This is a genomic window from Tardiphaga robiniae (assembly GCF_013359755.1).
GTDB lineage: Bacteria > Pseudomonadota > Alphaproteobacteria > Rhizobiales > Xanthobacteraceae > Tardiphaga > Tardiphaga robiniae.
Map to the genome: position 1 here is coordinate 116,012 of NZ_JABMCJ010000077.1, position 23,457 is coordinate 139,468.

The following is a 23,457-nucleotide window of genomic DNA, read 5'->3' on the forward strand; positions in this document are numbered from 1 at the left end:
CAATTCGTCAAAACAAACTCAGTAGCGGTAGTGGTCCGCCTTGAACGGGCCTTCGGTCTTCACACCGATATAAGCAGCCTGTTCCTTGCTGAGCGTGCTCAGCTTGACGCCGATCTTGGCGAGATGCAGACGGGCTACCTTCTCGTCGAGCGACTTCGGAAGGACGTAGACTTCCTTCTTGTATTTGCCGTCCTTGTTGTTGGCATAGAGTTCGATCTGCGCCAGCGTCTGGTTGGTGAACGAGGCCGACATTACGAAGGACGGATGTCCGGTCGCGTTGCCGAGGTTCACCAGGCGGCCTTCGGACAGCAGGATCATGCGCTTGCCGTCTGGGAAGGTGATTTCGTCGACCTGCGGCTTGATGTTGTCCCACTTCAGGTTCTTCAACGTGGCGATCTGGATCTCGTTGTCGAAGTGACCGATGTTGCAGACAATGGCACGATCCTTCATCGCGCGCATGTGCTCGATGGTGATGATGTCCTTGTTGCCGGTCGCGGTGACGAAGATGTCGGCGCGCGGTGCGGCGTCTTCCATGGTCACGACTTCATAGCCTTCCATCGCCGCCTGCAATGCGCAGATCGGATCGATTTCGGACACCAGCACGCGGCAACCGGCTTGGCGCAGCGAAGCGGCCGAGCCCTTGCCGACGTCGCCGAAGCCGGCAACCATGGCGACCTTGCCGGACATCATGACGTCGGTGCCGCGGCGGATGCCGTCAACCAGCGATTCACGGCAGCCATAGAGATTGTCGAACTTCGACTTGGTCACGGAGTCATTGACGTTGATCGCGGGCCACAACAGCGTGCCAGCCTTCTGCATGTCGTACAGACGATGCACACCCGTGGTGGTCTCTTCCGAGACGCCCTTGATGCTGTCGGCGATCGCCTTGAAGTAGCCCTTCGGCTTCTCCTTGAGCTGCTTCTTAAGCAGCGCGAAGAACACTTCCTCTTCTTCCGAACCTGGCTTGTCCAGGAACGCCGTGTCGCCGTTCTCGGCCTTGAGGCCGAGATGGACATACATGGTGGCGTCGCCGCCGTCGTCGAGGATCATGTTGGGATGACCGCCGCCATGCCAGTCGAACAGCTTGGCGGTGTAGTCCCAATATTCAGTGAGGCTTTCGCCCTTGATGGCGAACACCGGAATGCCGGCGGCTGCGATCGCGGCAGCGGCATGATCCTGGGTCGAATAGATGTTGCAGGAGACCCAGCGGACGTCGGCGCCGAGCGCCTTCAGCGTCTCGATCAGCACTCCGGTCTGAATGGTCATGTGCAGCGAGCCGGCAATACGCGCGCCCTTCAGAACCTGCTTCGGGCCGAATTCCTCGCGGGTGGCCATCAGGCCGGGCATCTCGGTCTCAGCGATCGAGAGCTCCTTGCGGCCGAATGGCGCGAGATTGATATCCTTGACGATGTAGTCCGTGAAACCGTTGGGGGCGGTCATGCTTTTATCCTTGATGAGAGAGCGATTCCGCAGCGCTCGCGCCTTCGCGAACGAACACGGAATCTCGATGTGATAGTCACTTCTGAGTTCCGGGTTCGTATGCGCGAAGATGCGCACACGCCCCGGAACGACGAATTTGTGGTTAGACGTTGCGCTTCAGCGCATCGACGAGGTCGGTCTTCTCCCAGGAGAAGCCACCATCGGCATCCGGCGTGCGACCGAAATGACCGTAGGCCGACGTGCGGGCGTAGATCGGCTTGTTGAGGTCGAGATGCTTGCGGATGCCGCGCGGCGTCAGATCCATCGCGGCAGCAACGGCCTTCTCGATGGCATCGTCAGCGACCTTGCCGGTGCCGTGGGTGTCGACATAGATCGACAGCGGGCGCGCCACGCCGATGGCGTAAGCGAGCTGCAACGTCGCCTTGTCGGCCAGACCAGCGGCAACGATGTTCTTGGCGACGTAGCGCGCGGCGTAAGCGGCCGAACGGTCCACCTTGGTGGAGTCCTTGCCCGAGAATGCACCGCCACCATGCGGGGCTGCGCCGCCGTAGGTGTCGACGATGATCTTGCGGCCGGTGAGACCTGCGTCGCCATCGGGACCGCCGATAAAGAACTTCCCGGTCGGATTGATGTGCCAGATCGTCTTGTCGCTGATCCAGCCATCCGGCAGCGCCTTGCGGACATAGGGCTCGACGCGTTCGCGCACCTGGTTCGAGGTCATGTCCTCAACGAGATGCTGATGCGAGACGACGATTTCGCGCACGCCGACCGGCTTGCCGTTTTCGTACTGCACGGTGACCTGGCTCTTGGAGTCCGGACCGAGCACCTTTTCGGTACCGGCATGACGGGCTTCCGAGATCAGGCGCAGAATCTTGTGCGCGTAGAAGATCGGTGCCGGCATCAGCTCGGGCGTTTCGTTGGTAGCGTAACCGAACATGATGCCCTGGTCGCCAGCGCCTTCTTCGGCATTGGTCGGCTGCTTGGCATCGACGCCCTGTGCGATATCGGCCGACTGCGGATGCAGCAGAATCTCAACGTCGGCGGTCTTCCAGTGGAAACCGTCCTGCTCGTAGCCGATGTCCTTGATGGCGGCGCGAACGACGGCTTCGATGTGGTCGTTGGTGACGGTGGATGGACCGCGGGTCTCGCCGGCGATCACAACCTTGTTGGTGGTGGCGAGGGTTTCGCAGGCAGCGCGAATATCCCAAGGATCAATGCCCGCCTTCGGGCCTTCGCGGAAGAACAGATCGACGATCTCGTCGGAGATACGGTCGCAGACCTTGTCGGGATGGCCTTCGGAAACCGATTCACTGGTGAAGAGATAAGACGCGCGCATCAACTGGTCCTCTAGGTTGCGCCGGAGCCCGGCAGCCTTCGTCAGATTGTTCCGGAAATGTCAGTCGCGACGCCGCGAGATGACGTAGGATTCGTCGTAGAACCAGAGACCGTTGTGCTTGCGCAGAACCTCTCGGGTGGCATCCAGGTAACGGCCGCTCTCCGTCACTTCCGTCAAACGGTCATCCTCGATTTGGGCCACGTAAACCGCCGCGTTCCACGCTGCAAAAGCCGTCGAAGTTCCGATCGATCCGGTCACCTCGTTCGGCAACGCCTCCATGGCGTAGCGAAAGATCGACCGCTGGTCGGAATAGGCATTGAAGTTCAGATCGCGGCCGGCTGAGCCCAGCTCATATTTCACCGCCCGCAATAGCTCATGCCGGCTCACGGCGAAAGGATTTTCTTTGGGCCAGACGGCTTGAACGATCTCCATACCGGGGTCCTGCCCATGCGAGTGGATACCGATCAGTCGCCCACCTGCCCGCAGCGCCCGGGCCAGCGGCGCCATGATCCGTTTGGCCCGAAATTGCACCGAAGACTTCGCCCGATAGGGCTGGGAGGCGATAATCAGGTCAAAATTGGCCTCCGTGCGCCCTGCGCGGGGGATAATAGAATCCAGCAGGAACCGGTGATCCTCGCGATAAACCACCAGCGCCACGGGCCGTTCATAGGTCGGCATGCCTGATCGGGGGTTGATGCTGGCCCGCCAGTTGTCCTCAAGAAAAGCTCCAAGTCCGGCGATCTGGTCGGCGAATTCGCCGGACGAAGCCCCCCGCAGCGGAACTTCGTGCCAGATCATGGCGGCTGCGGCGGCGGGTGATGCCGGGGTCAGTGTGGGCGCCTCGGCATAGTGCATGTTGGTCAGCACGAAGACCGTGGCTGGATGTTCGAACAGCCGATCCGGCACCTTATCCAGGGTCAGCCGGACGTCCTCGAGACTGAGCTCCTTGCCGGCGATATAGAATGGCATATGCGGGAACCGGCCGTGCATCGAGCGCATCACCCGCGCCAGCACCGTACCGTCACCGACGCCCGCATCGAACACCCGCAGCGCTGGCGGGCGCGGATGGATGCTGGCCAATTCGAGCCCGACGCGATCGGCAATCACCCGCTTTTCCGAGCAGGTATGGACGAACAGCAGGTATTTCTGCCGGTTCTCGAAGAAGCGGAAATTGCTACGCGGATCGCGCCGTTCGATTGGCGGCTCCAGCCCGCGTGGCGGCGGCACGCCCTCCGGCATCGATTGGGCAATGAAGGCCTGAATTCGCTCCAGCGTGTCGATGGTGATGCGCTTTCCCTCACGCAGGCGATTCACCAGCTTGCCGTCGTTGACGGCCCGGCGACCGAAGGTCGACTCCGCCATCTCCGCCTGTCGGCAGAAATCCGAGATGATTCCGAGGATCTGATCGTTCTTCATGTGCGGGGATGTGACCGGAAGTGGGCAGAATTATGCTTGGCCCACTCTTTAGCACGATCTGCCCACAGATGATATACGTGATCCGGCATCGCCGCCGCGGTGTGCAAGTCACGGTGTTCTGCTAAAACACAGCCGCGAAGCGCTCTTCAGAATGATCTTCAAGACAAAGGCAATCTCCCATGCATATCGCCATGATTGGCACTGGTTATGTCGGCCTCGTATCCGGCGCTTGCTTCGCCGATTTCGGGCACCACGTGATCTGCGTGGACAAGGACAGCAGCAAGATCGACGCCCTGCTCCGTGGCGAGATCCCGATCTTCGAGCCCGGCCTGGACGCGCTGGTGGCCAGCAATGTGAAAAGCGGCCGGCTCGGCTTCAGTCTCGACCTCAGTGAAGCTGTGAAGACGGCGGATGCCGTGTTCATCGCGGTCGGCACCCCGTCCCGCCGCGGCGATGGCCACGCTGATCTCAGCTACGTGCATGCCGCCGCGCGCGAGATCGCCGCCAACCTGTGCGATTTTACCGTGGTCATCACCAAGTCGACCGTGCCTGTCGGCACCGGCGACGATGTGGAACGCATCATCAAGGAAGCCAATCCCGACGCCGACGTCGCCGTGGCGTCAAACCCGGAATTCCTGCGCGAGGGCGCCGCGATCCGCGACTTCAAGCATCCGGACCGGATCGTTGTCGGCACCGACGACGAGCGCGCACGCACGGTGATCTCGGAGATCTATCGCCCGCTTTATCTCAATCAGGCGCCCATCATGTATACGGGTCGGCGCACCGCCGAGCTGATCAAATACGCCGCCAACGCATTTCTCGCGACCAAGATCACGTTCATCAATGAAATCGCTGATCTGGCCGAGCGGACCGGCGCAGATGTCCAGGACGTCGCGCGTGGCATCGGCCTCGACAACCGCATCGGCGCGAAGTTCCTGCATGCTGGTCCCGGCTTCGGTGGCTCGTGTTTTCCGAAGGATACCCGCGCACTGGTCAAGACCGGTCAGGACTACGACGCGCCACTGCGGATCGTCGAGGCCGTCCTCACCGTCAACGATAACCGCAAGCGCGCCATGGCCCGTAAGGTGTCTGCCGCGCTTGGCGGCAATCTGCGCGGCAAGACCGTCGGCGTGCTCGGACTGACGTTCAAGCCCAACACCGACGACATGCGCGAGGCGCCGTCGATCCCCTTGATCACCGCGCTTCAGGATCTCGGCGCGACCGTGCAGGCCTACGATCCCGTCGGCATGGAACAGGCCAAGCACGAACTGCCGGATATCACCTATTGCGACGATGCCTATGCATGCGCGACTGGCGCCGACGCGCTGGTGATTGTGACCGAATGGGAACAGTTCCGCGCACTCGACCTCGCGCAAGTGAAGAAGAAGATGAAGCAGCCGGTCATCGTGGATCTGCGCAACATCTACCGCCCCGAGGAGATGCTCAAGGCCGGCTTCACCTATGAAAGCGTAGGCCGCGGCAAGTCCTGAGAGCTCATCGTCCGGAGACTGAAATGCAAATGCCCGGCAAAAGCCGGGCATCTTTGTTGGCGAGTCCGCTGGTCAGGCGACAGCGGGCTTACTTGCCCCAAAGCTCGTTCGCGACATCGACGGCGAGCTTGAGCTTGGCCCACTGCTCCTCTTCGCTGAGGATGTTGCCTTCCTCGGTGGACGCAAAGCCGCATTGCGGCGACACGGCAAGCTGGTCGAGCGGCGCAAACTTCGCAGCTTCCTGGAGGCGAGCCTTGATGTCTTCCTTCTTCTCGAGCTCACCGAACTTCGAGGTGATGACACCGACCACGACGACCTTGTTGCCCTTCGGCAGGAAGCGCAGCGGTTCGAAACCGCCGGCACGATCCGAATCGTATTCGAGGAAGTAGCCGTCATAGTTGGTACCGGCGAGCAGCGTTTCAGCCACTGGCTCGTAGCCGCCCGACGAAATCCAGGTCGAGCGGAAGTTGCCGCGGCAGACATGCGTGGTGATCACCATATCCGCAGGACGCTCGGCGATCGCGTAATTGATGATGCGCGAATAGATCTGCTGCAGATTGTCAGCATCCTCGCCGCGCGCACGGACCTTGTTCAGCTCATCTTCCGAACAGAGATAGGCCCAAACCGTGTCGTCGAACTGCAGATAACGACAACCAGCGTCATAGAACGCCTTCACCGCCTTGCGATAGGTCTTGGCGAGATCCTCGAAGAACACTTCGATATCCGGATAGACCTCCTTGGAGATCGCCTTGCGACCGCCGCGGAAATGCAGAACTGCCGGCGACGGGATGGTCATCTTCGCGGTCACGCCCGCGGTGTCGCAATGCTTCTTCAGGAACTTGAAGTGCGCCAGCATCGGATGATCGTCGGGGAAATCCACCTTGCCGATCACGCGCACCGAGTCATGACGAGTCTCGACGCCGGTGAACTGGATGCCGGTGTCAGGATGATAGAGTTCGCAGCCAGTCAGCTTGGCGAGGAAGTCGAAGTGCCACCACGAACGACGGAACTCGCCGTCGGTGGCGAGCTTGAGGCCGGTCGAGGCCTGGCGATGCACAACCTTCTCGATCTCGATGTCTTCGACCTTGCGCAGGTCGTCGGCCGAAATCTCGCCCTTCTCCAGCTTGGCGCGCGCTTCCTTGATCGATGCGGGCCGCAACAGGCTGCCGACTTCGTCGGCACGGAACGGGGCTTTGGTTCTCTGCATAGTCGTTACTCCAGAATGCTCGGTTTGCAGATCAGCCGGGTGTACCGGCCGCGTGTTTATTCTTGCTGCCGGCCGCGCCGGCGACGCCGAGGAAATGCTCCAGCACGGCAGGATCGGATTTCAACGCTGCACTCGTTGCATCATGCACGATGGTGCCGCGTTCCAATATCACGACACGATCGGCAAGCCCGAGTATTTTTTGGGCATTCTGTTCCACGATGATGGAACAGATGCCGCCGGCGCGTGTGATCTTGCCCAGTGCCGCCAGCAATTCATCGACGATGATCGGTGCGAGGCCCTCGGTCGGTTCGTCCAAGAGCAGCACCTGCGGATTGAGCGTCAGTGCACGGCCGATCGCTAGCATCTGCTGTTCACCACCGGACAGTTGATTGCCGAAATTGTTCTTGCGCTCTTCGAGCCGCGGGAACATCTCGTAGATCTTCTTGACGTCCCATGGCCCGGGCTGCGCCACGGCGGTCATGTTTTCTTCCACGGTGAGCGAGCGGAAGATATTGCGCTCCTGCGGCACCCAGCCGATGCCGGCTCGCGCACGCTGGTCCGGCCGCAGCGACGTGATGTCCTTCCCGCCGAGCTTCAGCGTGCCGCTGAAGCGGCGGGTAACGCCGACGATGGAATTGATCAGCGTGGTCTTGCCGGTGCCGTTGCGCCCGAGCAGTGCCAGTACCTGGCTTTCGCCGAGTTGCAGCGTCATCTTGGGAATGACCAGGGCTTCGCCATAGCCCGCGCGCAGGTCATTGATGTCGAGGAGATCAGACATCGGCGCCCTCGCCCAGATACACGGCCTTCACGCGCGGATCGCGCGCGACTTCGTCCGGGGGACCTTCCACCAGCATGGCGCCCGCGACCAGCACGGAGATGCGATCGGCAAAGGAGAATACCAGATCCATGTCGTGCTCGATCAGCAGCACCGTGACGTCGCGCGGCAGGCTGGCGACGGCCGAGAGAATATCGTGGCGCTCGCTTTCCGGCACACCCGCAGCCGGCTCGTCGAGCAGCAGCACGCGCGGCTTGGTGGCAATGGCGACGGCGATCTCGAGCAGGCGCTGCTTGCCATAGGGCAATGTCGCCGTCGGCTCATTCATGACGTCGAGCAGGTGAAAGCGCGCGAGGTTTTCCGCGATCGCGTCATTGACGTCACTGCGGGTGCCCATGCGACGCCACCAGTCGCTGCCATGGCCGAGATGTTCGGACGCAGCGAGACCGACCGTCTCCAGCGGAGTCATGTCGGGATAGAGCTGATTGATCTGGAAGGTGCGCGACAGCCCGCGCAAGACGCGTTTGTGCACCGGCAGTCCGGTGATGTCGTTGCCCTCGAGCAAGATGCGGCCGGAATTGGGCTTGAGCACACCGGTCAGAAGATTGATCACGGTTGTCTTGCCGGCACCGTTCGGGCCGATCAGCGCGTGACGCGCGCCGGCCTCGATCTTCAGCGACAGATCGCGCGTGACGCGGAGGCCACCGAAGGACTTTTCGAGATTGACGGTTTCCAGCGCGATGGTCATGGCGCCTCACTTTCCGGCGCAACGACCGGCGTCTTGGCGCGGCTGAACTTGCTTGCGATCAGGCGCGGCAGGAACATCGCCCAGCGATGCATGCGGTCGCGGCCGATCAGCACGATGACCACCAGCACGGCGCCGATCCAGAACTGCCAGTATTGCGGCGTCAACGTCGAGAACAGCTCCTGCAGCAGTTTGAAGATCACCGCACCGATCAAGCCGCCATAGAGATAGCCGGTGCCGCCGATGATCAGGACCAGCATCAGGTCAGCCGAGCGATCGAAGGCAAAACCGTCGAGCGAGGCGAGCGCCGTCGTCTGCGTCGAGAGTGCACCGGCAACGCCTGCGTAGAAGGCGGCGATGGTGTAGATCGCGATCAGCCGGCGATTGACGGGAATGCCAATCGCCGAGGCGCGCAGCGGATTGTTGCGGATCGCTCGCAGCGACAGGCCGAACGGCGAATGCACGATGCGTCGCGCCAGCAGGAACAAGACGAACAGCACGCAGAGACAATAGATGAAGCCGACCTTGCCGAAGATATCGAACGAGAACTGGCCGAGGATCGGCGCCATCTCGATGCCCTGAAGGCCATCGGATCCGCCGGTGATATTTGAAAAGCGGTTGGCGAGTTCGCGCAGCAACAGCGCAATACCGAGCGTCACCATCAGCCGCGTCAGATCTGACCCGCGCATGACGAGAAAGCTCGTCACGAAGCCGAGCGCCATCGCGGCAAGACCGGCAACTACCAATGCGATCACAGGTTCGGTGACGATGCCGTGCAATGCGAGCAGTCCCGCCGCATAGCCGCCGAAGCCGAAGAATGCGGCATGGCCGAGCGAAACGATGCCGGCATAGCCGAGGATGAGATCGAGCGAGAGCGCGAACAGCGCGAGCCAGGCGATCTCGGTCAGGATCAGGTAACGGTTCGGGAACAGCAGGATGCAGCCCGCGGCGGTGAGCCAGAACACGACTTCAGGCCAGCGCCATTGCGCGCGCGCCATGGCGAAGGTGCCGACTTCCGGATGGGTGGTGCTGTTGGCTGTCATGACGCCCTCACCGCGCTGCGGTGCGGCCAAACAGGCCGTTCGGGCGCCAGATCAGGATCACGATCATCATGGTGTAGATCACGAAGGCGCCGAGCTTCGGCACGTAATATTTGCCGGCGACATCGCCGATGCCCAGCAGCAGCGAAGCCAGGAATGGCCCAGTGATGCTGGACGAACCGCCGACGGTCACCACGATCAGGAAGTAGATCATGAACTTCAGCGGGAAGTACGGATCGAGGCCGAGGATTTCTGCGCCAAGTGCGCCGCCCATGCCAGCCAATCCGCAGCCGAACGCAAAGGTCAGCGCGAACACCTGCGGCACGTTGATGCCCAGACCCGACGCGGCGCGCGGATCATCGACCGCGGCGCGCAACCGGCTACCGAAGCGGGTCTTGGACAGGATCATCTGAAGCGCCACCGTGAGCAGTCCGCAGATGACGATGATCATCAAACGATAGCGTCCGACGCCGAGGCCGAAGAGATTGATCTGGCCCTGCAGGTAATCCGGCAGATGGATGAAGGTCTGCGACGACCCCATAAAGTAGTCTACCGCGGTCACCGACATGAAGACGAGGCCGATGGTGAACAGCACCTGATCAAGATGACTGCGCGTATAGAGGTGCCGATAGAGTGAACGCTCCAGCACGGCGCCGATCGCAGCGCTCACCACGAAAGCAATCGGCAAAGCCGCAAAGAATGGCAGGCCGGCGCGATTGACCAGGATCGCGCAGGCATAACCGCCCGCCATGGCGAAGGCGCCGTGCGCGAGGTTGACGAAGTTCATCAGCCCAAGCGTCACCGCCAGCCCGCACGCCAGCACGAACAGCAACATGCCGTAGGCGATGCCGTCGAACAGAATGGTGAGAAGGGTCATGAAACGACAGGTGCTTTCTTTCTTGGCCCTCCCCCGCGCTTGCGTGGGGTCTAGCGGGCGACCTCGCCCGCTATGGGTGGCCGGCCGCAAGGCCGGTCGGGTGGGGGTGGTGCCGCATAAAGAGCGGCGCGTGTTGCACCCCCACCCTACCCCTCCACACGCAAGCGCGGGGGGGGGGGAATTGCCGATGGCGGAGCTTACTACACTTCGGAAAAAGTGTCGCTTACTTCTTCGTCTTGCCGGGATCCTTCACCGCCTCGAACGTCGCGAATTCGATGTTGTAGAGTTCGCCGTCCACCTTCTCGACCTTGCGGATATAGATGTTCTGCACGATATCACGGGTCTCCGGATCGATGGAGATCGGGCCGCGCGGGCTCTCCCACTTCATGCCCTTCATCGCAGCGATCAGGCTGTCGCCATCGGCCTTGCCACCGGTCTTCTTCAGTGCCTCGTAGACGAGATGAATGCCATCCCAGCCGCCAACGGCCATGAAGCCCGGGCGCGTATTGTACGCCTTCTTGTAGGCCGCAACGAACTCCTTGTTCATCGCCGAGGGATGCGCTGCCGAATACAGATGCGCGGTCACGGCGCCAAGCGCTGCGTCGCCCATGTTGTTCAGCAGGTCGTCGTCCATCACGTCGCCGGGTCCGATCACCTTGATGCCGGACTTGTCGAGGCCACGCTCGGCATACTGCTTCATGAAGTTGCCGCCCTGCCCGGCGGGCACGAACACGAACACCGCGTCGGGCTTACTGTCCTTCATGCGCTGCAGGAACGGCGCGAAATCGGGATTGGCGAGCGGCACCTTGACCTCTTCGACAATCTCGCCGCCACCGGCGGTGAAGTGCTCCTTGAAGAATTGCAGCGCGTCGTTGCCCGGTGCGTAGTCGGAGGTCAGCGTAGCGACCTTCTTGATGCCGTTCTTTGCAGCCCAGTCACCGATGATGGTGGAGGACTGTGCCAGCGTGAACGAGGTGCGCACGATATAGGGCGAACGCTCGGTGATGATCGAGGTGCCGGCAGCCATCACGATTTCCGGCACCTTCGCCTGGGTCGCGAGCGGCGCAGCGGCCAACGCAGCCGGTGTCACGCCGAAGCCGGCGATGATGTTGACCTTCTCGTTGACGATCAGTTCCTGCGCGAGGCGCTTGGTGTTGTCAGGCAGCGCCGCGTCATCCTTGAGGATGATTTCGACCTTCTTGCCGGCAACAGTGTCGCCGTTTTTCTGCTGATAGAGCTTGATGGCATTGTTGATCTGCTGGCCGGTCGAAGCCTGGCCGCCAGTCATGGGCACGATCAGGCCGATCTTGACGGTCTCCTGCGCCTGCGCGAGCCCGCCGATGGACAGCACGCTGACAGCGGTCACGGTCGCGGAAATCAAATTCCTCAGCATTAATTCCTCCTCTGTAGGTGATGCCGGCTCTTCAAGGCCGTGAAGTCATAGTCCCCATACGCTGTCGCCCGCGATGATGATCGCCCGCGATAACGGAGCCATGTTGACCTGTCAACGGCTGGGTTGACAACACAACGCGGTCTGTTGAACTGCGTAATGCCGACGCATCGTGGCATGCTGCTAAAGTCTAGCCAAGCATTCACGGGCCGCTCGATTTCCGTTCATTCAGATTGCAGATCGTATCCAGATGACAAAGCCGGTGATCAACCATGGACGATATGTACCGGCGCTCATCAATTTCCTGGGCAACAAGCTCGCTGCGGGTGCCTCAAGTGCCTATCGGCGCGAATTCGGCGTCGGCGTCACCGAATGGCGGATCCTCTCGAAACTCGCCAGCGAAGACGCGTGCACCGCACAACAGATTTGCCAGTATTTCGATCTCGACAAGGGGCTGGTCAGCCGCACCCTTAAATCACTGGTGGACAACGGCAGCGTAACGGTCAGTGACCTGGCCGGCGACAACAGGCGCGTCGTCATCCTGACCAAATCCGGCCGCGCGCTGCATGACCGGATCATCGAGCTGGCGCTGGATCGCGAACGGGTCCTGCTGGATTGCCTCGATGAGAAGGAAGTCGAAAAGCTGATCGACATGCTGGGCCGCCTGCTGGCACAGGCACCGGCGGTCAACGCGGTACAGGTTCGCAAACCCGCTGCATCGAAGCGCAAGACCACGGCGTGAGACGACATGGCTGAGTACGGTCACGCGCCGTCCTTGCCCGCGCCTGAGCGCGTGCGTGGCGGTCCCGGGGGTCTCCCTCGAAAATGAGGGAGATGAAGCGCCGAAAGGCGCGACTTGGGTACAGTGCCGCAGCGTGCTGTCCGGATCGCCGGACCACAGAGGCCGCGGAAACGCCTTTCGACGCTCCACCGTGGCGATTTCTGTCCCCGGGACCGTTCTTCCGGGCAAAGGCGCAGACCTCCGCAGTCCGCTTATCCCGACGGTTTCCCGCCGTTCACCAATGCCACGTCCAGCCAGCATGAGTGGCAGACCCCCGTAGTGGGGCCGGACGGTGACCCAAGGCCTCCCGAGTGCGTGAGGAAACGTCTTCCTCCCGCCCGCAGGCGCCACATCCCGCCCCGCGCTAACAAGCGTCCCTGGCAACGCCCCTCAAAGTGGGACGGGATGCAAGAGAATATAATCTACATTGGAATGGCGTCAAGGATTATTTTCAGGTTTCTGCCGAACGAATGCGCACCGCACCCTCGGCACCTGCTACCACGTATAACGCGCAACGCCCTTTCCGGCATAGCTGCGCGTGACGTCCGAGAACTCGCCCTCGAACGTCGCCGCAAGCGACAAGCCGTTGCTCCATGCCAGTTCGGCCGAGGCCGTGGTCAGCGCCGCATCGCGTGCCGGCGCTGCGCCGGACACCGTGAACGATGCGCCGGGCAGCGACTGGAACGTGGCGGCCACGCTGCGATCGCTGTTGAAGTCATGCGCCCACGCCGCGCGGCCACGCAGCGTCAGGATCGCATCGTTGACGGCGAAGGACTTGTCGGTGCGCAGGCCGAGTTCGCTGCGGGTCGATGTCACTGTCTTGCCCGCGTAGTTCAGCGCAAAGGTGCTGGCGCCGCCATTGACGGTTTCCGCATAGGACGGCAGGTCGAATGCGATCACCTGCGCGGCGACATAGGGCGTCACGCCGACGCCGCCGAGCCATGAACTCACAGTGCGGTTACCGCCTTCGACCCGCGCCGAATAGGAATTCGCATTGAATTGCGCATGCAGGCGATCGAGGCCGGCGACGGTGACGATGCGATCGGTCGTGATGTCCTGCCAGCCATAGGCTGCCGCGGCGGTGATATAGGCAGACGACACGCTGTGACGCACGAAGGCGCCCATCTGAAACATGTCCGAATGACCGCTGCCGCCATTGGCCACGGAGAAATTCGTGCCGGCGCCCGCGAGCGAGAAGCCGGCGATGGTGGTCGGCGACAACAGCACATCGGCGCCGACAGCGGTGCCGCCGATGCTGCTGCGCGCGGTGTTCGATCCCGTCGCCGCATTGCCGTCGGTGGTCTGCGATCCGCCGAAGCTCGACGCCCACACGCTCCAGCGCGTCTCGAAGGACGGCGCGCGCGGCGGCGCCTTGGTCAACATCGCGAAGGCATCACGCGGCTTGCGCGCATCCGCATATCCCATCGCGCCCGGCGCATCGAATCCCCTGCCCGCGCTGAACGGATCGGTCATCATGCCCATGAACTGCGTCATGGCGTTGAAGGTCGTCTGCTGCGATCCCGTCGCGGTTTCGCCCGAGGTCTGCGTCAGCGCATTGCGCAGCGCGTCGCCGGTGAGCGCAAACAGCGCGTTGAACTGGCTCGGCATCGTGCCGCCGCTCACCAGCGCATTGTCGATGGCAGTTGCGACGGCCTTCTGATTGCGGCTGGCACTGTCCGGCAGGTTCGGGCTGAGCAGGCCGGGATCGACGGTCAGCAACACGTCGTTGCCCACATAGCTCAGCCGCGCATTGCGCGCGAAGTTGTTGAGCAGGGTTGTCGTGTCGAAGCTGCCGCTGATCGTGCCGGCAGTGAGGATCGTATAGGTCGTCGTCGTGGCGATGCGCGCCAGCGGATCGACCGTGACCTTGCCAGCCAGCGTCGCGGTGCCGGTGACGATGGTCTTGTCGGATGATGCTCCGGAGATCTGCACCAGATAGGTCGATGCCGCCGTCATCGTCAGGCTGCCAGTGACATTGAGCGTGCCGATCGAGTTGCCCGGCGCCAGCACGCCGCCATTGATCAGCGTGTCGCCGACAAAGCCGTTGCCGCCGAGCGTGCCGCCTGAATTCACCGTAGTCAGCGACGACGATGCGATCGAACCGTTGACGCTGAGCGTGCCGGCGTCGACCGTCGTCGTCCCGGTATAGGTGTTGATCCCGCTCAGCACGGTGTTGCCCGCACCGGTCTTCACCAGTTTGCCCTGGTCGGCGCCGCTGTCGGAAATGACTCCGTCGAAGCTGTAGAAGTTCGAGCGATTGAAGATCAGCGTGCCGCCGTTGGCGACATCGCCGACAATCGAACCGGTGGTGCCGCCATTGCCGATCTGCAGCGTCGAGCAGAAGCAGATCGCGGTGCCGCCGGTATAGGTGTTGGCGCCGGTCAGTGTCGTGACGCCGGTGCCGTCGATCCACAGCGACATCTTCGCCGCCGCGCCATCTCTGATCACGCCGGCAAAGGTCGTGCTGCTGTTGTTGAGGCCGACGACCAGAACCGCATCGGCGGCGTTGGCATTGGTCACGTTGCCGGCGCCGGCCAGCGAGCCGATGAACTGGAACGGGCTGTCGAGGGCCAGCGTGGCGCCGGCCGCGATCGCATAGGCGCTGTCCGGGCTGAGCGAGCCGCTCGCGAGCAGCGTGCCGGCAAGAATATTGGTGGCGCCCGTATAAATGCTGTTGCCGGTGAGCGACAGTGTACCGGCGCCGGTCTTGGTCAATGCGCCAGGCGTCCCGCCGCTGTCCGCGATATTGCCGGACAGTTCGAGAGTGCCGGTATCGACCTGCAGGGTGCCGCCGCCAGTGCCCAAAGCAATGCTGCGCGCCGATGAAAAGCCGGCAGTCGTCTGCAGCGTGCCGCCGGTGAAGGTCAGCGCCCCCGCTGCGCCGCCGAGATTGGCATCCTGCGCGACGCTAATCGTGCCGCCGGCAAAGGTCGTGCCGCCGGTGTAGGTGTTGATCCCGGACAGGATCATCGTGCCGGCGCCGGTCTTCACCAGCGAGCCGCCGGTGCCGCCGTCGGCGATGACGCCGGTGACGTTGGTGGAGAAGTTGTTGCCACCGACCGTCAACTCGTTTTGGCCCAGTCTGAAAGTGCCGCCGCCGTTGATCGAGCCGGCGCTGAGCTTGTTGTCGCCAAGGGGGCCGGTCGATCCGCCGAAATCCGTGGTACCCGCCGCGCCATTGGTGATAGCCGCGTTGCCGGCCGTGCTGGTGTTAATGAATTGCAGTTGGAAGTTGTTGGCGATGGTGGCACTGCCGGCCGTGCTGGAGTTGGCGAAAGTCATGACGCTGTTGTTGGTGATGTCGACTGAGCCGCCGTTGACGACGATGCCGGCGCCGACGAAAAAGAGACTGCTGCCGACGGTGAAGCTGTAAGCCGAAGCACCGGCATTGAAGGTCCAGCCGCCGAGGGTCGTAGAGGCCGAAAATGACAGCGCGGCGACGCCGGACGTGCCGAAGAACGCGGTGCCGGTCGGCACCGCGGCCGGACCCCAGTTCGCTGCCGTGTTGAAGTCGCCGCTGCCGGGCGTGTTCAGCCAGGTGGCGTCCTGCGCCGCCGCCGGCAGCGCCGCCAAAAAGGGCGCGATGCACAGCGCCGACGAGGCCAGCAAAATGGCCCGTAACCGGCGCGCCGCGCCGAAACGATCGTTGAGAACCCGTATCGCCACCCGCTCACCCCGTTGCATTTCGACGCTCAAGGGCGCGGCGAAGCCGTGTATCGGAGCGGACCCTGCCACAATGGAACCGCGCCGTCGTCGCATTTTGCGCAAAGCGACGCGCGGTACCCCAAAATGGTCGGTTCGGCAGGTGATTTCCCGGCAATGTCGCCGGAAAGTCACAGCCCGTTGGCGCGTCCTTGCACGACGACCAAGCCGACGTCACCCATCAGACAGGCGCGATCACCATGTGTAGCGCGCAACGCCCTTTCCGGCGTAGCTGCGCGTGACATCCGAGAACTCACCCTCGAATGTCGCCGCCACCGAGAGGCCGCTGGTGAAGCTCATCTCGGCCGAGGCCGTGGTCAGCGCGGCGTCATGCGCCGCCGCTGCGCCGTTGACGACGAAGCTCGCGCCGGGCAGCGACATGAACGTCGCCGATGCGGCGCGGTCGGTGTTGAAATCATGCGCCCAAGCCGCGCGGCCGCGCAGCGTCAGGATCGCATCGTTGACAGCGAAGGACTTGTCGGTGCGCAGGCCAAGTTCGCTGCGGGTGTCGTTCACGGTCTTGGATGTGTAGCTGAGCGCGAAGGCGTTGCTGCCGGCGACAGCGGTTTCCGCATAGGCCGGCAACATGACGGCGGTGAACTGGACGGCGGCGTAAGGCGTGAGACCGAGGCCGCCCTGCCATGACGTGACGGTGCGATTGCCGACTTCAAAACGTCCCGAAAACGTATTGGGGCTGAAACGCGCCTGCAACTGATCCGTCATCACAGCGCGGTTGGTGGTGACGTCCTGCCAGCCATAGGCCAGTGCGCCGGACAGATAGGTCGAGCCGATCGCGTGGCGCACGAAGCCGCCGATCTGGAACAGGTCGGAGCGACCGGAGCCGCCGCCTGTCACGCTGAAGCTGGTGCCGCCGCCGGCCATCGCAAAACCGGCGACGGTGTTGGGCGAGATCAGATAGTCGGCGCCGACGGCGACGCCGCCGATGCGGCTGCTCGATGTATTCGAACCGGCGGCCGCATTGCCATCGGTGGTCTGCGTACCGCCGAAGCCCGACGCCCACACGCTCCAGCGCGGATCATAGGCTTGCGCCAGTGGTGCTTTCGTGAACATCGCATAGGCATCGCGCGCCGCACGGCTCTTCGCTGTCGATGTGTCAGCGTTGGTGTCGGCGAATCCCATCGCGCCCGGCGCCGTGCCGCCGCGACCTGCTGCAAAGACGTCGGTCATCGATCCCATGAACTGCGTCGTCGCCCCCATGGCGATCTGCTGCGATCCCGTTGCAGTCTCGCCGGAGGCCTGCGTCAGCCCGGTGGCGGTCAGTCCGCCATAGACCAGCGGAATGCCGCCATTGCGGTTGAAGTAATTGACCAGCGCGCTACCGACGCCGGACTGATTGCCGCTGAGGCCCGTGTTCGGCGGCGCGATGAAGGCAAGCGCCAGATCCAGATAGGCATTGTTGGCGTCGTAGCTCAGGCTGGTCCTGAAGCCTGACGGCAGATTGCTGTTAACGAGCGCGTTGAAGGTGGTGCCACCAAGACCGCCGGTAGCGTTGAGGATGGCGTATTGCCTGACAACGTAAGAGCCCGCCGCGAAGCTGGCATTGACAGTGCCGCCGTTCAGCGTAGCGCTGCCGGTGACATTGGTGCGGTCGGATGAATACGGCGAGACCTCGACATTGTAGTTCGACCCGGCGCCGAAGGTCAGGTTGCCATTGACGGTGATGGTGCCGATCGAGTTGCCCGGCGCCAGTGTGCCGCCCGATGCAATCGTCGTGTTGCCGAGCGTGCCGGTGCCACCGAGCATGGCGCCATTGTTGACGGTGAGCATCAATGACGAGGCAATCGAGCCATTGACGATCAGCGCGCCGCCATTGACCGTGGTCGCACCGGTATAGGTGTTGGCGCCGGACAATGTCAGCGTGCCGGTGCCGGCTTTGACAAGCGACCCGCCGATGCCGCCGGCGCCATGGCCACCATCAGCAATGATTCCGGTGACATTGGTCGACAGATCATTGCCGCCGACGGTCAGTTGGTTGGCGCCGAGGGTGAACGAGCCGCCGCCGGCAATCGAACCGACGCCAAGCGCGCCGACATGAGCGCTGAAATCCGTGACGCCTGCCGCGCCATTGGTAATCGCAGCGGTGCCACCCGTACTCGTACTTATAAAGTTTAGCAAACCGCCGTTGGTTATCGCCGCACTGCCGGCCGTGGAGGCGTTGTAGAAATACATCAAGTTGACATTGAGAATGGACGCGTTTCCGGCGCTGCTTGTGTCAAGAAAACGCAGCAAGTTTGAATTGGTGATCGTGGCGCCGCCAGCCGTCGCACTATTACTGAAAAACAGGTCATTGGTACTGGTAATGGTCGCGCTGCCGGCTGTGCTGCTCGCGTTGAAAGCGAGATTGCCGGTATTCGTGATCCTCGCATTGCCCGCTGTCGTCGTTCCGTTGAACGACATCGAATTGCTGCTGTTGATGGTAGCGTTTGCGGCCGTGCTGTTATTATAAAACCCCAAAACGTAGGTGTTGACGATATTGGCGCTGCCGGCCGTGCTGGTTTGATTAAAAGACAAAATACCCGGGTTCGTCAGCGTGGCGCTGCCAGCGGTGCTGGCATTGTTGAAATTCAGCAGTCCGCCATTGATAAAATTGACGCTGCCGCCAAGGACGGAAATGCCGCCGCCGCTGAACTCAAGCGTTCTGAGATTGTCGCTTGAGAACGTGTAGGCCGGCGCCCCGGCGGAAAAAATCCAGCTGTCGAACACAATATCGGCAGTGATAACCACAGAGGCGGCGTTCGTGACTCCGAATGTCGCGGTGCCGGTCGGCACCCCCGCGCTCCAGTTACCAGCCAGGTTGTAGTTGTTAGAGCCGGGATTGAGCAGCCAGGTCGAATCCTGCGCCGCCGCCGGCAGCGCCGCCAAAACGGGCGCCAGGCCCAGTGCCGACGACGCCAGCAAAATGGCCCGCAGCCGGCGCGCCGGCCCAAGTCTCTGGTTGGCGAGTCTCTGGTTGAAAAGCCCTAGCGCCACCCGCCACCCCATTCCAGTTCGCCGTCGCTCGGGCATTTCGGCAACCGAAGGCCCGAGACGGCAGAATCAACGTCGCACGGGTGGCGCGCGGGCGTCCTGAAGCAGCGCGCGTATTTTCTGAAGTTTTTCTGATATCTTGCGATCAGACGCCCGCACGGCGCGTTTTCTGGTAATTGCTGGCCCCGGACGGTTTCGGGAAACCGCGGAGGCACGGTGTACCGTTTTGCTGGCTTTGAATTTGATCGGCTGCGCGCCGAGCTGCGCGGGCCAGACGGCAAAGCCATCAAGCTTCGGCCGAAAACCTTCGATATGCTGGCGCTGTTCGCAGCCAACGCCGGCCGCATCATCAGCAAACAGGAGCTGATGGAGGCGGTCTGGCCGAACGTCCATGTCGGCGAAGACAGCCTGTTTCAGTGCATCCGGGAGCTTCGTACCGCGCTGGGCGACGATCAGCGGCAGGTGATCAAGCTCGTGTCCGGCCGCGGCTATATGTTCGATGTCGAGATGTTGGCCGAACCGGCCGCCGTGGAGACGCCAGCCGCGTTGCCGCTGGCCGCCTTGAGCGGGGAGCCTGCCCGCGCCGTGGCCGCCGCTGAACCCGTCGAACGGCGGCGGTTGTTCGGCTTGCGCGGACCCGCGGCGCTCGCCGCAATGGCGGGGCTCGGCGCGATCGTTGGACTGGCCGTTGCCGCCCCGATCTTCGGTCCGGATGTCATCTTCGGGCGAGCGCCGCCGACCATCGCCGTGATGCCGATCGCCGGTGTGGGCAGCGACAGTCAGGTCGCCGAGACGGCAGCGAACGTGACCACGCGTCTCGTCGATGGCCTGGCGAAGATCGACAATATTCGCGTGATGACGCAAACCGCGCCGCAGCCGGCATCGCCACTTGCGACACAACCGGACTTCGTCGTGAATGGCGAACTGGCGAAAGGCGAGCGGTCGTGGGAGCTGCGTGCGCGCATGACTAGGACGGCGACCGGCGAAGTGGTGTGGACTGTGCCGGTGGCCGTCAGCTTCAAGGATTCAGACCTGGAAGAGCCAGACCTCGGGATGCAACGGTCCCGGCTGGCGGCGGGACTTGGACATCCGCTCGCGCTTCGCATCAACGCGCTTCTTGAGCCGGGTGCACGAACCGCTGCAACCGTCGGCCGTTCGCCCGGCAATGCCAGGGTTGCGATCGAGCAGGCCATCGCCTCAATCAACCAGACCACACGCGAGCGTTTCGCCACGGCGCAGGCGATGCTGGAAAAAGCGCTCGCCGAAGAGCCCAACAATGCCGACCTGCAAGTCGCGCTCGCGGCGCTGCAAATGCGCGGCATCCAGATGGTCTGGTACGGCCCGGACGACGCCGCCGCAGCGGAGAAAAATGCCAAGGCCATGCTGGAGCGCGCGGTGCGGACCAGACCCAGTTCTATTCCGGTGCTCGAAGCCTATTGCCGCTTTCTCAACGCGACCAATGAATTTGTCGAAAGCCTGGTGGTTTGCGCCAGAACATTGGCGTTCGATCCCTGGAACGGAATGGCGTTGTACCACATAGGCCTCGGGCAACTTCCGCTTGGCCGGTTCGAGGACGCGCTGGCAACGTTCAAGCAAGCCAACCGGTTTGATACGCCGCCGGTGTCGCGCTGGACCTGGCTGCTTGGCGCGGGAGTGAGCTACCTGATGATGGGCCGCGACGAAGAAGCATTGCCCTGGCTGCAACGGTCCATCGCCATCACGCCGGCCTCCGGGCGTCCGCTTGTGCTGCTGGCCGCGGCCTACCAGCGGTTGGGCCGCACGGACGAAGCACAGGCGGCTTTGACGCAAGGCTTGAAGCTGCGGCCCGGTTCGACAGTGAGCAACATCGGGATCCCGACCAAGAATGTCAGCGCCGCATATATGGAAGCGCGCGGCCGGATCGAACAGGCGCTCATCGCGGCCGGATTGCCGGAGCGCTGAGGCCGTCCAGCCACGCTCGGTAATATTTGACCATTGATTTGCCGTGAATTCTCGGCAAAACCCGTCGCAGATCTGCTATATTCCGCAGACCGCCTCAAACAACGTTGCCATCATGCCAGTAGTCCGCCGCGTCCCCGCTTTTGTCTGTCTTGTACTGCTGTCCTGCAGCCTTGGCGGTTGTGGCTCGATCAGTTCATTCATGGCCGGCGGCATGGCCGACCTGATCCCGGCATGGGCTGGCGGCCTGCCAGCGGACGCGCCGCCGCGTCCGGGCTCTCCCGAATACGAAGCCTATGCGAAGCGGCACGAGCAGCAGCAATCCGGCGCCATGACGGGGCCGGACCCCGCCACATCGCCCTCTGCAGAGGCTGTTCGCTGATCGCGCTATCGTCCGACGCCGCGACGGCGTCGCTCAGTTCATGAAAACGACGGTCTTCTTGCCGTTGAGGATCACGCGATCCTCGAGGTGATACCGCACGGCGCGCGCCAGCACGCGGCGCTCGATGTCGCGGCCCTTGGCCACGAGTTCTTCCGGCGTGTCGCGATGGCTGATGCGCTCGACATCCTGATCGATGATCGGACCTTCATCGAGATCGCTGGTCACGTAATGCGCGGTGGCGCCGATCAGCTTGACGCCGCGCGCGTGCGCCTGGTGATAGGGCCGCGCGCCCTTGAAGCCCGGCAGGAACGAGTGATGGATGTTGATGCACTTGCCGGACAGCTTGGCCGACATCTCGTCGGACAGGATCTGCATGTAACGCGCCAGCACCACGAGCTCGGTCTCGGTCGTGCCGACCAGATCCCAGATCGCCTGCTCCTGCTCGCGCTTGGTCTCCTTGGTGATCGGCATGTGGTGGAACGGGATGTCGCCGAAATCGAGATCCTTGAAGGCTTCGCGCGGATGGTTCGAGACGATCGCGGTCGGGATCATGTCGAGATCGCCGGTGCGCCAGCGATACAGGATATCGACGAGGCAGTGATCGGACTTCGACACCAGCAGCATGACCCGGCGACGGGTCGCTCGGTCCCGCATCTGCCAGTCCATCTTGAAGCGCTCTGCAATGGCCCCGAAGCCGGTCTTCAGCGCCGCCAGCTCGACGTTCACATCCGCGGCGTTGAATACCACGCGCATGAAGAAGTGGCCGGTCTCGACATCGTTGAATTGCTGGGCATCGAGAATGTTCTGGCCATTTTGGGCTAGGAAGGTCGATACCGCGGAAACGATGCCAGGGCGGTCTGGGCAGGACAGGGTCAGGACGAATTGATGGGACATGGCTTATAAGAACCTGGGGCGAGCTGATCTGCTTCAAGTGAAGCGGAAATTGGAGCCCTGCTCTATCATCCGCGACGGCCTTGCGCCAATCCAATTGCGCGCTGCAATATGGACGTCATTGCCAGCGAATTAACGTGCGAAAACAGGCAGAAAACAGAGATGGCTGACAAGCTCAACGGTTACCGCATCCTGATCCTGGAGACCCGCGAGGAAGCGCAGTTCTCCCGCCTGCTGACCGAACAGGGCGCCAATGTGCTGCAATGTCCGATGTTCACCATCGAGGACGCGCCGGATCCTGCCCCGGTCGAGGCCTGGATCGGCCGGTTCATCGCTAACCCGTTCGACGACCTCGTTTTAATGACCGGCGAAGGGCTTCGCCGGATGATGAAAATCGTGCGTTACCGCGGCATCGAAAAAGAGTTCGTCGCCGCGGTCGGCAAATCACGCAAATTCGCACGCGGACCGAAACCCGGTCGCGCCTTGCGCGAAATCGGACTCGAGGCTGACGTCACGACCGAGAAGCCGACCTCCGAAGGCGTCGCCGAGATGCTGTCGCGGCTCGATCTCAAAGGCCATCGCCTCGGCCTGCAGCTCTATCCCGAGAAGGATCACAGCGTTCTGGTATCAGCGATCACCGCCTGCGGCGCCGAGGTCGATACGGTGCTGCCTTACGTCTACGACTCCAAGGCTGCTGAAACGAACATCCTCTCGGCCATCGACGAAATGGAAGCCGGCCGCGTCGATGCCATCGCGTTGACGAGTTCAGGTCAGGTGCGTCGTCTCGTCGATGCTGCGAAGGCGCATGACCGCGAGGATCAATTGCGCAGTGCACTTGCGAAAACACCGATCGCATCGGTTGGTCCCGTCGTGTCTGATGAATTGAAATCATACGGCCTCGAGGCCGACATCTATCCAGCCAATGATGCGTTCTTCATGAAGCCCCTGATCTCGGCGATGTCGATTGCGCTCGACAAGGCTGCAGCGCGCGCCGAATGACTTGACGCCCGCACACATCTCGACATGATGCCCCGACACATAAAAAAAATGATCGGGCGG

At 62.5% G+C, this 23,457-nt stretch carries 17 protein-coding genes; 5 read left to right on the forward strand and 12 right to left on the reverse strand.

The annotated features are described in order from the left end of the window. Positions 1–18: 18 nt before the first annotated feature. From ahcY to HP556_RS09095, 3 genes are all read right to left on the reverse strand, one after another. Positions 19–1,440, reverse strand: coding sequence for an adenosylhomocysteinase (gene ahcY / locus HP556_RS09085; protein ID WP_175366712.1), 1,422 nt, complete (start codon positions 1,438–1,440; stop codon positions 19–21). A gap of 142 nt (positions 1,441–1,582) precedes the next feature. Beyond that, complete coding sequence (gene metK / locus HP556_RS09090) at positions 1,583–2,776, reverse strand: methionine adenosyltransferase (protein ID WP_089268239.1); 1,194 nt, start codon at positions 2,774–2,776, stop codon at positions 1,583–1,585. A 60-nt stretch (positions 2,777–2,836) separates the two neighbouring features. Next, complete coding sequence (locus tag HP556_RS09095; RefSeq protein ID WP_089268228.1) at positions 2,837–4,192, reverse strand: hypothetical protein; 1,356 nt, start codon at positions 4,190–4,192, stop codon at positions 2,837–2,839. 179 nt (positions 4,193–4,371) lie between these two features. On the opposite strand from HP556_RS09095, the gene HP556_RS09100 reads away from it, so the two are divergent. Beyond that, entirely contained in the window at positions 4,372–5,682 is a 1,311-nt protein-coding gene (locus HP556_RS09100) for a UDP-glucose dehydrogenase family protein (RefSeq protein ID WP_175366713.1), read from the forward strand. An 88-nt stretch (positions 5,683–5,770) separates the two neighbouring features. On the opposite strand, the gene HP556_RS09105 is transcribed toward HP556_RS09100, so the two are convergent. The 6 genes from HP556_RS09105 to HP556_RS09130 all read right to left on the reverse strand — a co-directional run bounded on the left by HP556_RS09105 (position 5,771) and on the right by HP556_RS09130 (position 11,719). Beyond that, positions 5,771–6,889 (reverse strand): cobalamin-independent methionine synthase II family protein, encoded by a 1,119-nt coding sequence (locus tag HP556_RS09105; protein WP_175366714.1) that lies wholly within the window; start codon positions 6,887–6,889, stop codon positions 5,771–5,773. A gap of 31 nt (positions 6,890–6,920) precedes the next feature. Further along, positions 6,921–7,667, reverse strand: a complete 747-nt coding sequence (locus HP556_RS09110) for an ABC transporter ATP-binding protein (RefSeq protein WP_175366715.1) — start codon at positions 7,665–7,667, stop codon at positions 6,921–6,923. Continuing rightward, positions 7,660–8,412: an ABC transporter ATP-binding protein gene (locus tag HP556_RS09115; protein WP_089268231.1), complete on the reverse strand. Its 753-nt coding sequence runs from the start codon at positions 8,410–8,412 to the stop codon at positions 7,660–7,662. The genes HP556_RS09110 and HP556_RS09115 overlap by 8 nt, the downstream gene beginning before the upstream one ends. After that, a complete protein-coding gene (locus HP556_RS09120; RefSeq protein WP_175366716.1) occupies positions 8,409–9,452 on the reverse strand; it encodes a branched-chain amino acid ABC transporter permease in 1,044 nt (347 codons plus the stop codon). Before HP556_RS09120 ends, HP556_RS09115 begins: the two co-directional genes overlap by 4 nt. A gap of 7 nt (positions 9,453–9,459) precedes the next feature. Further along, the gene (locus tag HP556_RS09125) at positions 9,460–10,326 is read right to left on the reverse strand and encodes a branched-chain amino acid ABC transporter permease (protein WP_175366717.1); all 867 of its coding nucleotides are present in this window, start codon (positions 10,324–10,326) and stop codon (positions 9,460–9,462) included. A 223-nt stretch (positions 10,327–10,549) separates the two neighbouring features. Next, positions 10,550–11,719: an ABC transporter substrate-binding protein gene (locus HP556_RS09130; protein WP_175366718.1), complete on the reverse strand. Its 1,170-nt coding sequence runs from the start codon at positions 11,717–11,719 to the stop codon at positions 10,550–10,552. A 247-nt stretch (positions 11,720–11,966) separates the two neighbouring features. Between HP556_RS09130 and HP556_RS09135 the strand changes: the two genes are divergently transcribed. Further along, positions 11,967–12,458, forward strand: a complete 492-nt coding sequence (locus HP556_RS09135; RefSeq protein WP_175366719.1) for a MarR family winged helix-turn-helix transcriptional regulator — start codon at positions 11,967–11,969, stop codon at positions 12,456–12,458. A gap of 534 nt (positions 12,459–12,992) precedes the next feature. Here the strand turns inward: HP556_RS09135 and HP556_RS09140 are convergent. Beyond that, positions 12,993–16,163, reverse strand: coding sequence for an autotransporter outer membrane beta-barrel domain-containing protein (locus tag HP556_RS09140; RefSeq protein ID WP_338117551.1), 3,171 nt, complete (start codon positions 16,161–16,163; stop codon positions 12,993–12,995). Between the two features lie 231 nt (positions 16,164–16,394). Next, entirely contained in the window at positions 16,395–19,190 is a 2,796-nt protein-coding gene (locus tag HP556_RS09145; RefSeq protein ID WP_231077453.1) for an autotransporter outer membrane beta-barrel domain-containing protein, read from the reverse strand. A gap of 213 nt (positions 19,191–19,403) precedes the next feature. Here HP556_RS09145 and HP556_RS09150 point away from each other — a divergent pair, with 213 nt between their 5' ends. Both HP556_RS09150 and HP556_RS09155 read left to right on the forward strand, forming a co-directional pair. Further along, on the forward strand, positions 19,404–21,128 hold the full coding sequence (locus tag HP556_RS09150) for a winged helix-turn-helix domain-containing protein (protein WP_175366722.1): 1,725 nt from the start codon (positions 19,404–19,406) through the stop codon (positions 21,126–21,128). 112 nt (positions 21,129–21,240) lie between these two features. Then, complete coding sequence (locus HP556_RS09155) at positions 21,241–21,507, forward strand: hypothetical protein (RefSeq protein WP_175366723.1); 267 nt, start codon at positions 21,241–21,243, stop codon at positions 21,505–21,507. A gap of 33 nt (positions 21,508–21,540) precedes the next feature. Here the strand turns inward: HP556_RS09155 and purU are convergent, their stop codons facing one another. Further along, on the reverse strand, positions 21,541–22,401 hold the full coding sequence (purU, locus tag HP556_RS09160) for a formyltetrahydrofolate deformylase (protein ID WP_175366724.1): 861 nt from the start codon (positions 22,399–22,401) through the stop codon (positions 21,541–21,543). 159 nt (positions 22,402–22,560) lie between these two features. On the opposite strand from purU, the gene HP556_RS09165 reads away from it, so the two are divergent. Further along, positions 22,561–23,397, forward strand: coding sequence for a uroporphyrinogen-III synthase (locus HP556_RS09165; RefSeq protein ID WP_175366725.1), 837 nt, complete (start codon positions 22,561–22,563; stop codon positions 23,395–23,397). Positions 23,398–23,457: the final 60 nt, after the last annotated feature.

Coding starts and splice junctions, on each gene's coding strand:
- HP556_RS09100 (WP_175366713.1), top strand. CDS start 4,372: ATGCATATCGCCATGATTGGCACTGGTTATGTCGGCCTCGTATCCGGC.
- HP556_RS09135 (WP_175366719.1), top strand. CDS start 11,967: ATGACAAAGCCGGTGATCAACCATGGACGATATGTACCGGCGCTCATC.
- ahcY (WP_175366712.1), bottom strand. CDS start 1,440: ATGACCGCCCCCAACGGTTTCACGGACTACATCGTCAAGGATATCAAT.
- HP556_RS09105 (WP_175366714.1), bottom strand. CDS start 6,889: ATGCAGAGAACCAAAGCCCCGTTCCGTGCCGACGAAGTCGGCAGCCTG.
- HP556_RS09115 (WP_089268231.1), bottom strand. CDS start 8,412: ATGACCATCGCGCTGGAAACCGTCAATCTCGAAAAGTCCTTCGGTGGC.
- HP556_RS09095 (WP_089268228.1), bottom strand. CDS start 4,192: ATGAAGAACGATCAGATCCTCGGAATCATCTCGGATTTCTGCCGACAG.
- HP556_RS09165 (WP_175366725.1), top strand. CDS start 22,561: ATGGCTGACAAGCTCAACGGTTACCGCATCCTGATCCTGGAGACCCGC.
- metK (WP_089268239.1), bottom strand. CDS start 2,776: ATGCGCGCGTCTTATCTCTTCACCAGTGAATCGGTTTCCGAAGGCCAT.
- HP556_RS09130 (WP_175366718.1), bottom strand. CDS start 11,719: ATGCTGAGGAATTTGATTTCCGCGACCGTGACCGCTGTCAGCGTGCTG.
- purU (WP_175366724.1), bottom strand. CDS start 22,401: ATGTCCCATCAATTCGTCCTGACCCTGTCCTGCCCAGACCGCCCTGGC.
- HP556_RS09120 (WP_175366716.1), bottom strand. CDS start 9,452: ATGACAGCCAACAGCACCACCCATCCGGAAGTCGGCACCTTCGCCATG.
- HP556_RS09155 (WP_175366723.1), top strand. CDS start 21,241: ATGCCAGTAGTCCGCCGCGTCCCCGCTTTTGTCTGTCTTGTACTGCTG.
- HP556_RS09110 (WP_175366715.1), bottom strand. CDS start 7,667: ATGTCTGATCTCCTCGACATCAATGACCTGCGCGCGGGCTATGGCGAA.
- HP556_RS09125 (WP_175366717.1), bottom strand. CDS start 10,326: ATGACCCTTCTCACCATTCTGTTCGACGGCATCGCCTACGGCATGTTG.